The sequence below is a fragment of the Candidatus Kryptobacter tengchongensis genome (genome assembly GCF_001458555.1).
Classification (GTDB): Bacteria; Bacteroidota; Ignavibacteria; order Kryptoniales; family Kryptoniaceae; genus Kryptonium; species Kryptonium tengchongense.
Map to the genome: position 1 here is coordinate 1 of NZ_CZVH01000038.1, position 16,039 is coordinate 16,039.

Genomic DNA, 16,039 nt, shown 5'->3' on the forward strand with positions numbered 1-16,039 from the left:
AAGTTCATCGTTAACCCATAATTTTAAATCAAGTTCAACAGGTGGTTGAATTTCATCAGCTGTTACAATCCACGGTCCCATCGGTGCGAAATAATCAAAACTTTTTGACCTAAACCATGGATGTTGAGCTTGGATGTCTTTTCTTTGAAGATCTCTTGCCGTGACATCTATGACAATTGTATATCCAGCGATGTAGCTCCAAGCGTTTTCTTTTTTAATCTTTTTTCCCCTTTTCCCTATCACAACTGCAAGCTCAATTTCGTGGTCAATTCGCCCTACTTCTGTCGGAATATAAATTGTCTCTAAGTGTCCTATAACAGAAGTTCCACTTTTTGCAAAAATTATCGGTTCTTCAGATGGAGGTGTTGCTCCAAATTCCCTTGCGTGTTGTTCATAATTTCTCCCCAAGCAGACAAACTTTGGTGGAAATTCAACAGGAGCGTTATACCTAAAGGACTCTTTGACGAAAAGATACTCCATCAAATTATGCTTCTCAACAAATTCAATAACCCGCTTGAAAAGGTCAATGTTAAATAGTTGCTCCCTGAAAAGCTCAGTTATAGTTTTTATACGTGGGAAATCATCAATTTTATTTTTAAGTTTTTGATAAAGTGGGAGTGCATCAGTTAAGTTAAGAATTCTACCACTTTCATCATAAATAATCCCAATGAAATTTTCCTTTTCAGTCCGTAGTGAAAGCAGTTTCATAGCTTTGTAATTTTGTTTTTATTTTCCCTTATTTTAATAAAGTTTTGGGATTTTATCAAGGAGGAAGTTTATGACAAGAATCATTTAAAAGTCCATCCCTATTCCAACTCTGATAACCGAACCAAGGCGGTTAAAATTCAGATATGAGAAGTCAAAATTTACAGGTATCTTAGCACTTGAACCGTTTATCCCGAATCCAAATGTGAAGTTTTCCTCATCGTAGTTTAACTTATATCCGCCTCTAAAGCTAAGGAAATTTTTATATGTATACTCAATCCCGAGGTTTAATTTTTCGGGTGAATCACTTGGATGTAATGCTTCAATCATTAAAGATAGGCGAGTCGGTTGATCATATTCACCTATAATTTCACCTGCCATTCCAATTTTAAACATTATTGGCATTTTGAATGAATCACCAATATATTTACTATCAACCCCAAAGTTTTGTATTGCTCCAGCTATCCTTAGACTTCTGAAACCAGTGAAATAAAGAATGCCAACATCAAAAACAAAGTTATCAGACTTATAAAACCAAATTTTTTCTCTTACATATTTAACTAATCCACCGAAAGAGAATTTATCGGTTAACATCTTTGCGTAAGAAACTCCTAAGGCAAACGCATCAGCAGAGAAAGTTTCAGTTATAATATAATTTCCCGGTTGGTCTGGGTTTGCGTTTACTGTTCCTTGCATCGTTCCGAAATCAAAACGAACAAAACTTATTCCCAAAACACCGATATTTCCAAGTTTTACTGTATAAGCTGATGCTATTTGCTTTACATCAGCAAGCCAATTTGCAAGTGTAAAATTAACAGATTGCTTCTTCGTCATAAATCCAGTGAGAGCTGGGTTTATGAAAATCGCATCTGCACTAGTGTGAAATAAAGCTACGCCTGCATCACCAACCCCGCTTGCTCTCGGGCTTACGGGAACTTCAAGGAAAACATATCCAGTTGTTCCAACCTTTTTGAAACTCTGCGAAAAAACCAAATTCAAAACTAAAAATAGAAAAGGAAAAACTTTTTTCATTTTCAAACCCTAAATTATCTTATTATTGCAAATTTACCGAGCTTCTTTCTACCATCGTTGGTTTCAATATGATAAATGTAAATTCCACTTTCAACATATTGCCCGTAATCTGTAACCTGATTCCAAGAGGCAATGCCTGAACCATCACTATGATAAATTGTTTTAACAAGGTCTCCTCTAATGGTATAAATTCTTATCACGCATGGGCTTGGTATATTAACGAATTGAATAACATCAACATCTCGTGGATTTATGAATCCAGAGCGAGCCACAAAAGGATTTGGAACTACAAGAATTTTGTCAAGATCATTTGTTGCGGGTATAGTTGCTTTAAATGGCACTATCATGCGATTTGCGTAAATTGAGCTTTCCATGGGCGGGACCCTGTTGGAATTAGTTTCTGGAAAACGAGCGTTTGGATTTGGTGGCCACGAGGAATGCCCAGTGTCATAACTCGTAATCGCATAGTAATAACTGAACCCAATTGTAACTGTCGTGTCAACAAACTTATACTTTCTCGTGGTAGCGTTGTAAAATTGTGGGTCTCCTTTTCTAATATCAGCGATTAACTCCCATGGTCCAATTGGAAGATAATTTGAACGATAAATTCTATAACCAGCAAGATCAAAAGCTTCACTACCAGAATAATCCCTATCTGGGATAGTTTCAACTGAATCATACCATTCAATCACATTAGCAATTACTCCTTCTTTCTCATCAAAAAGTCGCACTGTAAAATTTGGAGCCGGCGGGGGATCAGGAACATTATATCCGTTTTCGTAATTGAATTGGGCACGACGAGAATTTTTTAAAAGTTCATTATACCCTTTACTCCCAATCACTGATGCTCCTAAATTTGGATCTACCGCTTCTTTGTACGAAACCCCACCAATAACCTCCGCAGTCACAACTTTTATCGTATCTCCAGGTTTCAATGTCCAAGGACCTAGCGAGACAAGAGACCACATTCTTCGCGTTGTCCAAAGAGGATCAGAAGGTGAAACGACTGGAGAGGAAGCATTTCTTGGATCTTTACAAATTGCATATCTTCCATCAAGCCCAACACTTGCAGTTCCAAACGGACCATATAGATCAATTCTGTCATCAGCCGCAGACCAAGCATAACCATTTATCCTATTTGCCCTCCCTGTGCTATCTGGAGAGATATAGATAAATTTTAATCCCGGATATCCTGGAGCAAGCCACTCACCTTGTCTTTGTGGACCACCTTGGCTGTAATAACCATATTTTTCATTTCTTTCCACTGTTGCTGGGAAATCATCAGCATAGCCAAAAAGCAATCTATCAGTTGGGACAAAGAAAAAACGATTATTTCTTGCTCCCTCGCTATATTGAGGATAAAATAAAATTCTCCACGCTCTTGAGTTTATTGAAAAAGCATAAGTGAATAGAATATACATTTTATAAATCGTGGCATTATAAAGACCAAATTTGTCGTCGGGAGATAATTCATTGCTTATGTTTTTTATCACATATTCAATTATGATATAATTTTCATCTGCTTGAGAGCCACTCCATTGCATGGCTTTTCTCTCAACTCTTATAGGTAAGGGTTTATCCCCTTGATATTGAGGTTGATAGTTTGGATTATACTCCCATACGCTTTCAATTATTTCCTCTGGTCCAGGGAATTTGGTTTGCCAATGGTTTTCTATTTTCATATGCTTTCTAACAACATACTTTGCTCCTGCTTCCGGGGACACGCTTCCAGCATACATTGCCCAATCCTCCGCTGCGATAACTTTACCATTTGAATCAAGTCCAGCTACGATGAAACCACCAGAGACGAGATGTGAAGCTGGACCGCCGATATCTGCTCCGATCCATTCGGGATCAAAGCCAGGCCAATCCATTCCATAATTTATCCTTTGCCAATTATTAAACGGTGGGCAAATTTTACCATAATAAAAAGATTCCCACAACATACCCCTTTTAAAACTAAGCAAAGGTGCCGAAACTTGAGAGAACGATTGTATTGCTAAAATAAAAAACAAAATCAAAGTTTTTATTCTCATCTTGAAATGTCTTTTCTTTTAAAAACCAAGACCAATTGTAAAATAAATTTCCCTTGGGACATTACGATAGGTTGTAAAGTAATTAAATTTGTAACTTGCCCTTGGATTAAGTGGATCTTCTCCTGGTTTTAGCATATCAGGAGTTATATTCCTTTCAACCCAATCTCTCAAATCATCTTGCGATGAAAATGGGGTCAACCACCTGTTATTAAATAAATTCATCACCCTAACCCCAATTAAAATGCTCTGCTTCCCGAAGTAAATTCGCTTCGTCAAGTTGAGATCAAATTTTGCTTCAAGCGGATAACGACGGTTATTCACAACATCTTTAAACTCATCATAACTCGTCACATAAGTGAACGGTGTTCCGCTCTGCGCAGTATAAGTTAAACTTACGCTAAAATCAGAAAATGGCTTGACGCCCAAAATTTCAATTCCACCATCTTTCTCAATGTTATAACTTACAAGTGCCCTAAGTGTATGTGTCCTATCATCGTATGACAAAAAATCATTTGCTTGATTTCTTTCTTGATAATTCCTTGGATCATTTGGATCATCTGACCAAAGTGCCCTTGGACCATAATATCCAAATGTCGTCCTTGACAAACTATAAGTTAACCTATAGTTCCATCTTCCTGGGGCAACCTTATCAATTGTAATTTCAATTCCTTTTGATGCTCCGTAAGAATTATTCTCATAAGTTAAATATCTTTTGTTTCGCCTAATCCCAGCACTTGGTGCATAGATGTAAAGAGTTCCAACCTGTTTAACTCTATCATTGTAATAAGCGACAATATCAATTCTATGTGTGTTTTTATAACTGTGTTGTAAGCCAAATTCATAGCTTATTGTTTGTTTTGGTCCAAGATTTCCATTGCCATAAGCGATCCATCCAAGTTCTGTTGTTCTCATTAAGGCTTCTTTAAATGTAGGCATAGAATAAAAATGTCCATATTGTAATCTAAAAGCTGTATTTTCAGCTATTGGAAATGAAATTCCAAATCTCGGTGAAACTCTAACATAACCTCTCGTTCGCTTTGTCCTTGGATCACCTATTGCTTCAGCACCAAGGGCGGGATAAAATGGATTAAATCTATCATAAGGGATCTCCGTGTTAAAATTATAACCGTCAACTCTTACACCAACATTTGCAATCATTCCTTCATATTCAAATTTGCTTTGGACATATCCAGCGATATAGTACGGATATGCCTTGTAATATTCCGCATAACCTGTTCTTGAAATAAAAGCATTTGCTGCAAAGCTTGAAACAGCGCTGTAATATGTGTCCCAATAGTTGAGTTTAAACCCAGCTTTTATTTGTAACCTTGTTGTTATTTGGTTTGTATAATCACCGTAAACGCTCCATGCGTCAGTTCTTGCATCTTGACCGTAAAGTGTCGTAAACGAATAAACTGTTCTATACCCCTCATCCCATGGACCTGGTGGAATTGACCATACATCATCTCTTAAATAGCTTGGTCTCTGTGGCACAGGCAAAACAAGAACAATATATCTTTCTCTTGAATGATAAGCTGTCAATTCAAAAAATGAATGTTGATTTATCGCATATGTCCAGGTAAAACTTTGTGTTGTTGTTATCTCATCCCTTGGTGAATCCGTCACGAGGACATATTTCCAAGCGCCATCTCTGCCAGCCCAGCGAATATCATCCGAACCAGAAAACAAACCACCACGATAATATTGATAAAGTCCCATAAGTTTAAATTTATGCTTCGGGATCGGGGTCCAAGATAAAGTTAAAGTATAATTTTGATAAATTTGTACCCTTTCAATTGTGGGGATTCTTGTAGGTTTTTCTCTATACTCAGCCGAGATGAAAAATCTAAGAGCCTCTGGACTTGAGCCCAAAGGACCACCGAAACCAAGCAGAAACCTTCTGTAAGAAAGTTTTCTATAATCATAAACGCCAAGTGGGTTTGGTCCGCCATCGGGATTTGGTGAGTGATTTTCAACCCACTTACGCCACATTTTATAAAGCCATTCGTCTGAGGAATCAGGATACATCCTTTTCCATCCTTCCAAAGTTCCCCATTTTTTCCATTCAACCGTTTCATGACCATAAAGATAGGGACCCCAGTGGTATTGCCCTGGTGGTCTATATTCAAATCTTATTTCGCCAGATAATTTTGAACCACCTTCTTTTGTCACAACCTTAACAACACCAGATTGTGCATTCCCATATTCTGCACTAAAACCACCCGAGATGATTTCCATCTGTGCAACCGCAAGCGGATTATAATCATATTTCCACGAGTTATTTGATTTATCCCAAGCAAAACTATAACCTGGGACACCTGTATTTGTTGTTATTTGCTCAACACCATTTATCATAAAATTTAACTCATACGCTCCACCACCACGAATGCTATATGTTCCATTTGGATTTTGAATTATGCCAGCGGTTAATTCAAGAATTTGTTTTAATCCTTCAATCGGGGCACTTTCAATTTCTCTGGCTTCTATATTTACTGATGTTGAAGTTTTATCCTTTTCTATAACAGGTCTTTTAGCTTCAACAATTATTGGTTCAACCTCAATTGCTGTTGGCTCAAGCTGAAAATTAACAGTTGTCGTTCTATCAACATAAACGACAACATCCCGCACTATGACTTTTTTATAACCAACCATGCTTGCGATTAAATTATATCTTCCAGGCGGAACATTAATTATAAAATACTCGCCCTCAAAATTTGCAGCTGCTCCCATTGTTGTTCCTTCTATTAAAACATTTGCCCCAGGAAGTGGCTCACCAGTTGTTCTATCCGTGATCTTTCCGGAAATTTTTCCCTTGGGAGTTTGAGATAACGAAACTGATATGATTAAAAGAAGTGAAATTACGACTTTTAAAAATCTCATGGCTTTAAATGCTATTTTATTAAAACCATTTTTCTAAATGGCGACTTAAAGTTGTCAACCTCAAGCTGATAATAGTAAACACCACTTGGTAAATTGCCAGCGTCAAAACTTGTGATATGCTTACCGGCTTTTTGAATTGAATTAACAATTGAAAATAACCTTTGACCAAGTGAATTATAAATGTTTATCCTCACAAAGCCATCTTTTGGAATTTCATAAATAATAGCAGTTGATGAGTTGAATGGATTTGGATAATTCTGATGAATGTAGAAATTTGATGGGATATTACTTTCTTGACTTACAGAAGTTACCTTTTCAAAAACAAAGGCTTTTCTTGCGAACATGTCAATCACATAAGCTTTTGATTCATCGGGGCTTAAAGCGACATCGCAAGGTGCGTTGAACGGGGCACCTTCAAGCGTTAAAACTTCCATAGCAAAATTACCAGCGACTTCAAATGCTTTAACAGTTTGAAATCCAGAATCAGGTCGGCAAACCCATAACCTACCTTTTTTGTCTACATAGATTCCTGATGGAACAAACCTACCGAGCGCCAGAAAACCAGCAAAATCGGTCAATGCCTGCCCAGTGTAATTTTCTGGCTTAATTTGTGTTCCACCCGTCCAAATTGCAACATTTCCAGCAGTTGGATTATCTTCTGAACTATTTCTTGATGTGAAAAATGGGGTGTTTGGATTATTATAATCTCCATCAGGTATAACTGCGATATCCCGAATCACATCAGCCCCACTGACATAACGTCCACCTGGACAACTTGAGTAAAATGGCGGCGGAATATAAGCGCCGGGATCTGCAGATCCATATGAGTTTGTTATTTGTCTACTTGTGAAGTTATAAACCCTTGGAGTAGGTCCTGGATTCCCAGCCTGATATGTCGTCCCAGCATAAACAAAGCTATCCTTAGTTGCGCTCAAACCAAAAACGAAAGTCCCATAACCAGATTGTCCAAAACCAAACCCATACCTAATTTTTTGCTCCGAAGATCCGTTCTTAAAATAATCAAGCCCTGAAACACCAACATCGCTTACTGAAGCAGGTTGCCTAAAAACAACAAGCACATCATTTTGAATTGTTGTTATACCACGAAGCGAATGAACATTTGTGGTGTCATTTCTTGCCGTGTAATCGTAAACAAGCGTAAAAGCTTCCTCATTTGGTGCTTCCTTCCCCACACCGTTATAAGTTGATTTCTCTGTTTCTTTTGATGGCTATATATATGTTTCTGATATAGCAACTCATCTTGTGACTATTTTTGATCCGTATGGAAATGTTCTTAAAGCATTAAGAACTGATGGGATTCCTGGTCATATAGCAGGGATTAGCAAGAGGGAGTTTGTCGTTCAGCGTTTTGGGGTTGGCAAGATGTTTCAAAAATATAGTGTTGATGGTAATTTGTTATCTTCTTTCGGTGAGTTTTTAAAGGAGCAGTATTCCTATGCTATACCCATTGGTGTAAAAATGGTTTCAGTTGATAAGGAGATTTATTGTGCGTTTGTTATGGGTGGATATATATTAGCGTATGATGTTAATGGGGCGTTAAAATATTTTTGTGAAACAATAGATAGATTTCCCTTTCCCGAGATGAAGGTAACTCAAAGTAGGGAAAAAGATGCAAATGTTGTAAGTGTTACTCTTGACCCCAATGCTCCGGTTTCGGCTCTTGATATAAGTGTAAGTGATTCATTGCTTTATATACTTGCTGGGACAGCTTCAAAAAAGGAAGGCGGGGTGGTTATAGATGTTTATCATAAAAATAATGGTAGATATTTGTATTCATTCAAATTTTCCAAAATGTCGGACACCGAAGGAGTTCAATCTTGCGTTGTATCGGGTGAATATATCTATACAGCAGAAATTTTAAAGGATGGCAATACATGTGTTAGAAAATATAAGTTCAAAGTATATAAAGATTAAAAATTTGGGCAAACTGTCATGAGTGATCTAATTAATGTTTAAATGAGCAAGATATTTTGGGGAATTTATGAGTTGAAAATTGTTGCAGGAGTTAATCGGGGGCGTGATGTAAAAATTTTCTGTAAAAAATTTCCGTAAATTTTTTCCGTAAAAATTTTCCCCTTTTCTTGACAAAAAATTTTTGATGATTTAAATTTTAATTGAAAAAATTAAAAAACATAAACGTAGGGTAATAAAATGAGGCGACTTGTTTTATACGCTTTAAGGATTTTGTTGTTTATATTAGTTATTTTCAGTGTTTTTGTTGGGTCGCATTTGTTATTTAGTAAGCCGAGTTACGCTGAATTGCCAAAGTATAGCGTTGTTGTTTGTATCGGTCCTCTTGTTATTTGCATTCCAGGAAGCACGTATTATTGTTGTGTTGAAGGTCGTCCCGTTTGACTTTTAGATTAACTTAAAATTTAAAGGGAGGTTTTAGATGCGTATTTTTACATTCTTAGCTCTGTTCATTATTGGAATTGCTGTTGGGATCATAATAGATAACTATGTGATTGGTAAAAAACATATGGAGGCACAGAAAGCAGCTGAGGTTTATTATGATATGTTGTTAACATTAAATGGTATTGGGACTTATACAATACGCAATCCGTTTGTTATAAGAACTCCAGATTCATTGCCGGTGGTTATGGGTTTAATTAGTCCTTCAACCTGCTTTTCATGTATAAAGGATCAACTTTCAATCCTTGAGAGATTTGTATCGGATAAAAAGGTTGCTGGTGTTATTTTTCTTTCTCCCTATAGAAATTCAAGGGAGCAAATTGATGTGGTGAATAAATTTAAAAGTTATAGTTGGGTAATTGTTAATCCTGTGCCTGACACTAATTTTTTTAGCATGTTTGGAAATGTTGGCAAGTTTGGCAACTTTTATTATCCGGTGTATTTAATAGGTGGGGGTAAAATTAAAACAACTCTTTTCTTTGCATCTCTCCCAGATACAAGTTTATTCAAAGGGTGGCTTGAGCAGACTTTAAAGTAAAAATTATTAATGCGGATGAGTCTTAATTTAAGATTTTTAATTTGTGTATTAATTCTTTTGCATTTCAACTGCAAAAGAGGCTATGAAAAACAACAAGAGGAAATCACGATAAAGTTGAGTAAGCGGCTTAGTTTAGCTTTTGATTCTCTATTTGTTATCAAAGGTGAGTTAAGATTTAAGTATCCCGAAGGTGAGCATATCAGCGATTTTCTTCCTAATGATATTTGTTTTGTTGGCGGGAGATATTTCGTTGTATCTGTTGATAGGAGAAAAATAATTCAGTTTGATAGCTCGGGTAATTTTCTTGGTTTTATAGGCAAAGGTGGTGAGGGTCCTGGTGAATTTAAGGCAATTTTAGGATTATCAACGGGCTTAGGTAAAAATATAATAGCTCTTGGCGCAATTCCATTTAAAGTTGTGATTTACAAATACCCCAATTATAATGATTTTGAGGAAATTAAACTGCCCACAATCGCGCTTGATATAGTTCAATTATCTTCAAATAAATTTGTATTTTACAGTTTGTATACTAAAAATTTACTTAATTTATTGTCCGAAGAAGGTAAGATTTTGATGGAGGTTTTACAACCTTCTAACGAGAAGTTAAAATTGTTTTCAGCGCAAGCATACACTGGTTTTATGTTTGAAACTTCAAATGCTGGCTTTTTCTTTTGTGATCCTATTTCAGGTTACATATTCAGATATGATTCGGCTTTAAATTTAATTTGTAAATATGTTCCCGAGGATAATCTAAAAAAATTCTTTGGCTTTCCAAAACCTTATCCTCAAGATTTATCACCTTACGAAATAACCCAAGATCACATTAGTTATTGGAAAAGTTTTATTCACCCCCTTTCAGGTGCGTCCTTAAATGATACTTTGTTTATAGTTCAGTATTACTCATCTAAAAATATGAGAAATTGGGATAAGTTTAGCTTTAATTTAGTATCCGTTTCCGGTGAAGCTTTATTAGTTAATTCATCCGCCCCACACAATGGGATGCTGATATTTCCTGGGGGAGATGAAATTCTTGAAATTGTTCCAGGCGAACTGAAAGGTACAACTATAACTGAGGCTAAAATTTTTCGGTATAAATTGAGGCAGTCTGTAAAAGCCAAGGTAGAACCATTGAATTGATTTTAAATAATTCTAGCTTCAGCGTTAATAGTGATTGGTATTATATTTACCTTTGTAAATTATTCAAAAGCTCAAACTAAGCCAACGCGTGTTTATAATTTTACTGCTGGGCGTTGTGAACCAACCCCTGTTGATTGTTTTGATGATATTGTAATAGAACCACCTCATTAAGAGATAAGAAAGTAGGAACGAGCTGGTTTCCAACTCTTTTTGTTAAAATTAAGGAAATTAAGGAAAAAATGAGGTTTATATTTGTTGTTCTTATACTTTTTACTGCTTGCGAGTATGTAAAAAAGTTAGATAATAAATGCTATGAGTCCAAATCAGAGAATAAAGGTTGCAGGCTATATAAAGTAGGCGAGATAAAGTTAAATGAGAATCATAAGAAGTTTATAGGTGAGATTATGAATGCAAGGGTGAAGTATAAGAAAATGTTTTTAAGCGATAGGGTTAGCCCTGTTGTTTTGGTAATAAATATGAAGGGTGAAATAGAAAAAATCATTGGTAGAAAGGGTAAAGGTCCGGGAGAGATGTTGGAAGTTTTGAGTTTAGATGTTAATGATGGTTTAATTTATCTGTATGATATGGGTAACAGGAGATTTAATGTTTTTGACACAAGTGGGAATTTTTTAACTTCTTTTAATTTATCTTCAAATTTATATGGTTTAACTTATATCAAAGCAAGGGGAGATAAACTTTATTTAAGCGTAATTGAGCCTAAATTTTTGAATCCCAACGAAATCTATAAATCAAGAAATATCGCTGTTATTGATACGAGCGGGAACTTGTTAGCTTTGTTTGGAGAGAGGGATAATATTTTCAAAAAATTTAAATCAAGATATTTTAATGCAGTGTTTGATTTTGATAAGCTTGGGAATATTTATGTTGCCCAATCTGGAACATATAGAATTTACAAATATGACGATAAAAATAATTTTTTGAAGTGTTTCGGTCACCGGGGGAATTTTAATTTGATTGACCAAGATATACCTTGGGATTTACCAATTCATAAAACCATTGAGTTGATTTTGAAGTATTCAGATACCTAGTCAATCCATGTTGTAGATTCGCTAATTTATTATCAATTTGTCAATCTAACGATTGAAGGTATAACCCGAAAAGATCCGTTTTATCATCACTATTATTTGAAGGTTTATGATATTGATGGGAATTATATTCAATCGGACATAAAGTTGCCTGGTGAGATTCTTGATATAGATGAAGAGGGTAATATTTACATTTACGAGGATAATGAGCCTGGGAACAGGAGGATAGGTATATACAGGCTGGAGATTACCACAAGGTAAGGTTCGTTGTGATTGTGATGGAAGATGATTGTGTATCTTGCTTGCTATTGATATGGGGTGATAGAAAAGATTATAGACAAGTTTTAACCAGAGGTAAGGTGTAAAATTTTTCCTTCGGATGGGGAATAATTTAAGCCGAGCGATATTCTGTGCTTTTCTTATTTTGTTTATTCGCTTATCTTTGGTTAATTTTAGTTCCAGAGTCTGAGAATTTTATGTTTAAAAATAAAAGTTTTTGTGCGATGTTTAAATTTACAGAGGATCAACTTCTTCGGTTGTTTAAAAATTTTGAAAAGAAGAAAATCGCCGTTGTTGGTGATCTTATGCTTGATAGGTATATTTGGGGAAGTGTAAACAGGATTTCTCCAGAGGCACCAGTTCCCGTGATTGAGGTTGAGGGAGAGGATTCAAAGCTTGGTGGAGCTGGAAATGTGGCTAACAATATAAAATCACTTGGTGCTTTCCCATTGCTGATTGGAGTTATCGGGGATGATAGAGAGGGTGAAATTTTCCTTGACCTGATGAAAAAAGAGGGATTTAATACTGGTGGGATTATAATTGACAGTTCAAGACCGACAACGGTTAAAATAAGGGTAATAGCACATAGCCAGCATGTTGTCAGAATTGACAGGGAATCAAAAGAGCCGATAAATTACAAAATTCAGGAAAGGATAAAAGAAATAATCCTTCAAAATTTGCATGAAATAAGTGGAATAATAATAGAGGATTATAACAAGGGAGTTATAGTTAGAAATTTAATTCACGATTTGATTGAAATTGCCAATAGTTATGGTTTAGTGATAACTGTTGACCCGAAGTTTGATAATTTTTTTGAGTTTAAAAATGTGACGGTTTTTAAGCCGAATAGGAAGGAAGTTGAAGATGTACTTGGTCGCAAACTTGATTCCGACGAAAAGGTTATTGAAGCGGGGAAAATAATACTTGATAGGTTAAAATGCGAATATCTTCTTCTGACAAGGGGAGAGAAAGGAATGACGCTTTTTAGCAGGGATGGTGAAATAAAGCATATACCGACAAAAGCGAGAAAAGTGGCGGATGTATCAGGTGCTGGTGATACTGTTATATCTACGATAACTGTTGCTCTTGTAAGTGGGGCTAATATAATTGAAGCAGCTGCCCTTGCAAATTACGCCGCTGGGATAGTGGTTGAAGAAGTTGGAGTCGTTCCAGTTGATAAAGAAAAACTTTTTAAAGCAGCTCTTCTTGACTCAAGGGGTGAATGGTGATGGGAAGGATTGTAAGCATAGATGAAATAGTTCAGATAAAGAATAAACTTAAAAGCGAAGGGAAGAAAATTGTTTTTACAAATGGATGTTTTGATATTTTGCACAGAGGTCATGTTGAGTATCTTGCAAAGGCTAAGGAGCTTGGGGATGTTTTGATAGTTGGATTGAACAGCGATTCATCTGTAAGGCAAATAAAAGGTGAGGGAAGACCAATAGTTCCTCAAGAAGACAGGGCTTTTATACTCTCAAATCTTGTATCTGTTGATTATGTTGTGATCTTTGATGAGCCAACGCCTTATAATTTAATTTCAAAAATTTTACCAGATGTTCTTGTAAAGGGAAGTGATTGGGCTATTGAAGATGTAGTTGGGCGGGATATCGTTGAATCCAGTGGAGGTCGTGTTGTCCTTATGGAATTGACGCCTAACAGATCAACAACGAACATAATTAAAACTATCCTTGAAAGATTCTGCGGGAGATGAAGAGATTTTTCAAAAAATTTTTTAAAGCGGTTTTTTACTTCTCCGCTTCTTTCCTCATCATCATCTCAATTGTTTTGATAATTTCGCAAACGGAAAGATTTAGAGTTTTCCTTCATGATAGAATTGAATCTGAATTGAGGAAATCACTTAGTGGGGAAATTTATCTTGGCAAATTTTATGGAAATATATTCACAGGGCTTGGGATAGATGGATTTTATATTGGGGTTGATGGTAAAACTTTCATCAAAGCATTGAGCCTTGAGTTGAAATATGATCCCGTTGGTTTAATAAAAGGAAGTTATTCGTTTTATGAGTTGATCCTTTACAAGCCAGAGGTTTATTTGATAAGGGGGAAAGATGGGAAATGGAATTTTCAAAAAGTTTTTAAGCCAAGCGAGAGAAAAGGGGAAACAAGGTTTTCTTTTTCGTGCGATAGACTTGTGATTGATGATGGGAAATTTGTTCTTGTTGATTCGTTAAGTCAGGGAAAGTCACACCTTGCGGATAGCTTGGATTGTATTGATTACCACAATTTTGTTGTGCATGATATAAATGCTGTTTTTAGTGGGAGCTATTCTTCGGAGAGAATTGATTTTAAAAAGATAAAGTTATCTTTTGTGGTTGATGAGGATAAGTTTTCGGCTGAAATAAATGGAAAGGTTTATGCTGATAGGAATAAATTAAACGCAAGCGATTTTGAGGTTATAACTGATGGTAGCAGAATTAAGTTTGATTTTTCCGCCGAGACAAAGGATGATCTCTTTAGACTTGATAAAAATAGCGTTGAGAATGTTTACATGAGCGTTTTGCTTCGTGCTGATAGTTTAAGTTTTGGTGAATTAACAAAATTTATTCCGCAGGTTTATTTTCTTTCTGGTTCTCCTTCGGTTGATGTTGAGGCAGAGGGGACATTGAAGGATTTGAAAGTGAAAGGTATAAAAGTAAAGGTTTATGATTCCGATATTTTTGTGGACGGTGAATTGAAAAACATATTGAACTTTTCTGATTTTTTGATAAATGCTGAGGTTAAAAACTCAAAAATTAAAATTTCAGACATAAGTAAATTTGTCAGCCTTGTCAAGTTGCCAGAGTTTGGGTTAGAATATGTTGAAGTGGAAGGACGATATGTGGGACATCCGCTTGAGTTCAATTCTGGATTGGGCTTGAGATTCGGGAATTCGTTGATAAATCTTGATGGGAATTTCAAGGTAAAGGGTAATTTTGTGTATAATTTAAATTTTAAAATTTCTGGCTTAGATCCGTATGAGGTTTTAAATCGTGAGGATTTGAGAGGGTTTCTCAATTTTTCTGGCAATTTGAATGGGGATGGTGTTAATTTTGAAACGATGAAAGCACGAGCGAACATCAACCTTGAGGAATCTATGATAAATAAAATTTTGATCCCGAAGTCAAATTTCTGGTTTGAGGTGAAAAATGCCGAGATCAACGGTAGATTTGTATCGCTTTCGGAAGGATTTAAGGGATTGATTGACTTGAATTTAAAAAAATTTGGTGAGGGTGAATTTTTATTAAGTTTGAGTGGTTCTTTGTCCGAGCTTGATATTTCGCAGATAAGAGTTGATAAACCACATTTTTTGAGAAGTCATATTTCTGGTGATTTCAATTTAAGGTTCTGGGCTGGTGAAATCAACAGGATGGAGCTTTTCGCACAGCTGAATCCGTCTATCTTCGGAAATTATAGAATCAGTCAGTTGAGATTAAACGCAAAATACACTGTAAATAAAAGGAGGAAAGGTCTCATTGTTCAATCCAGCATGTTTGATCTAAATCTTGAAGGGGATTTTGACTTTAACGACTTTGGCAAATCGCTTGATCAAGCCATTAGAACTGTAGCTGGGGTTGCTGATGAAAAATTGAAATTTTCAAAGTTTGAAAAGCCCGAATTTTTGGGAATCAAAAATCCTGTTTATGTTGAATACAAACTAAAACTTAAAAACTTAACACCAATTTCCGTTTTTTCATTTGGTCAGCTTTTTCAGGCGATTGGGAATTTAAATGGCAGTTTTCTTGCCGATTCTCAGGGATTTTATTTTTACACTGATGCTGATTTAAAGCAGATAAGATATACGAATTACAAGGCGGGCAAGATTGATACATTTATGGCTGACGGGTTCAAGGGCTCAATTGATTTAAGTTATAGTGAATTATTAAGATTTAAGGCAAGGGGGGAATTGAAGAAGTTTGTCTCAAGTGGCTTTGAGGTTGGGAGTTTGAATTTAAA

General features: G+C 35.9%; 14 protein-coding genes. 9 read left to right on the forward strand and 5 right to left on the reverse strand.

Annotation, left to right across the window (positions count from 1 at the left end; all coding sequences use genetic code 11):
* The 5 genes from AT685_RS03580 to AT685_RS03600 all read right to left on the reverse strand — a co-directional run.
* A partial coding sequence (locus AT685_RS03580; protein ID WP_072151587.1) for a fumarylacetoacetate hydrolase family protein occupies positions 1-708 on the reverse strand: 708 nt, incomplete at its 3' end.
* 84 nt (positions 709-792) lie between these two features.
* Positions 793-1,737 carry a PorV/PorQ family protein gene (locus tag AT685_RS03585; RefSeq protein ID WP_072151588.1) on the reverse strand — a complete coding sequence of 315 codons (945 nt, stop codon included), beginning with the start codon at positions 1,735-1,737 and terminating at the stop codon, positions 793-795.
* A 14-nt stretch (positions 1,738-1,751) separates the two neighbouring features.
* Positions 1,752-3,683 carry a T9SS type A sorting domain-containing protein gene (locus AT685_RS03590; RefSeq protein ID WP_159420466.1) on the reverse strand — a complete coding sequence of 644 codons (1,932 nt, stop codon included), beginning with the start codon at positions 3,681-3,683 and terminating at the stop codon, positions 1,752-1,754.
* 108 nt (positions 3,684-3,791) lie between these two features.
* Complete coding sequence (locus AT685_RS03595) at positions 3,792-6,653, reverse strand: TonB-dependent receptor (RefSeq protein ID WP_072151590.1); 2,862 nt, start codon at positions 6,651-6,653, stop codon at positions 3,792-3,794.
* Between the two features lie 11 nt (positions 6,654-6,664).
* Positions 6,665-7,846: a T9SS type A sorting domain-containing protein gene (locus AT685_RS03600; RefSeq protein ID WP_072151591.1), complete on the reverse strand. Its 1,182-nt coding sequence runs from the start codon at positions 7,844-7,846 to the stop codon at positions 6,665-6,667.
* A 70-nt stretch (positions 7,847-7,916) separates the two neighbouring features.
* On the opposite strand from AT685_RS03600, the gene AT685_RS03605 reads away from it, so the two are divergent.
* The 9 genes from AT685_RS03605 to AT685_RS03635 all read left to right on the forward strand — a co-directional run.
* A complete protein-coding gene (locus AT685_RS03605) occupies positions 7,917-8,588 on the forward strand; it encodes an LVIVD repeat-containing protein (protein WP_072151592.1) in 672 nt (223 codons plus the stop codon).
* Between the two features lie 478 nt (positions 8,589-9,066).
* Positions 9,067-9,624 (forward strand): hypothetical protein, encoded by a 558-nt coding sequence (locus AT685_RS03610; RefSeq protein WP_072151593.1) that lies wholly within the window; start codon positions 9,067-9,069, stop codon positions 9,622-9,624.
* A 114-nt stretch (positions 9,625-9,738) separates the two neighbouring features.
* A complete protein-coding gene (locus tag AT685_RS03615; protein ID WP_159420467.1) occupies positions 9,739-10,761 on the forward strand; it encodes a 6-bladed beta-propeller in 1,023 nt (340 codons plus the stop codon).
* A 30-nt stretch (positions 10,762-10,791) separates the two neighbouring features.
* Entirely contained in the window at positions 10,792-10,932 is a 141-nt protein-coding gene (locus AT685_RS08375) for a hypothetical protein (RefSeq protein ID WP_159420468.1), read from the forward strand.
* Positions 10,933-11,000: 68 nt separating this feature from the next.
* A complete protein-coding gene (locus AT685_RS03620) occupies positions 11,001-11,810 on the forward strand; it encodes a 6-bladed beta-propeller (RefSeq protein ID WP_072151595.1) in 810 nt (269 codons plus the stop codon).
* A 96-nt stretch (positions 11,811-11,906) separates the two neighbouring features.
* Positions 11,907-12,068, forward strand: a complete 162-nt coding sequence (locus tag AT685_RS08380) for a hypothetical protein (RefSeq protein ID WP_159420469.1) — start codon at positions 11,907-11,909, stop codon at positions 12,066-12,068.
* Between the two features lie 242 nt (positions 12,069-12,310).
* Positions 12,311-13,315, forward strand: coding sequence for a D-glycero-beta-D-manno-heptose-7-phosphate kinase (rfaE1, locus tag AT685_RS03625; protein WP_072151596.1), 1,005 nt, complete (start codon positions 12,311-12,313; stop codon positions 13,313-13,315).
* Positions 13,315-13,797: a D-glycero-beta-D-manno-heptose 1-phosphate adenylyltransferase gene (rfaE2, locus tag AT685_RS03630; protein ID WP_072151597.1), complete on the forward strand. Its 483-nt coding sequence runs from the start codon at positions 13,315-13,317 to the stop codon at positions 13,795-13,797. Before rfaE1 ends, rfaE2 begins: the two co-directional genes overlap by 1 nt.
* The coding region (locus AT685_RS03635; RefSeq protein WP_474114078.1) for an AsmA family protein at positions 13,794-16,039 on the forward strand (2,246 nt) is incomplete at its 3' end. The genes rfaE2 and AT685_RS03635, both read left to right, overlap by 4 nt.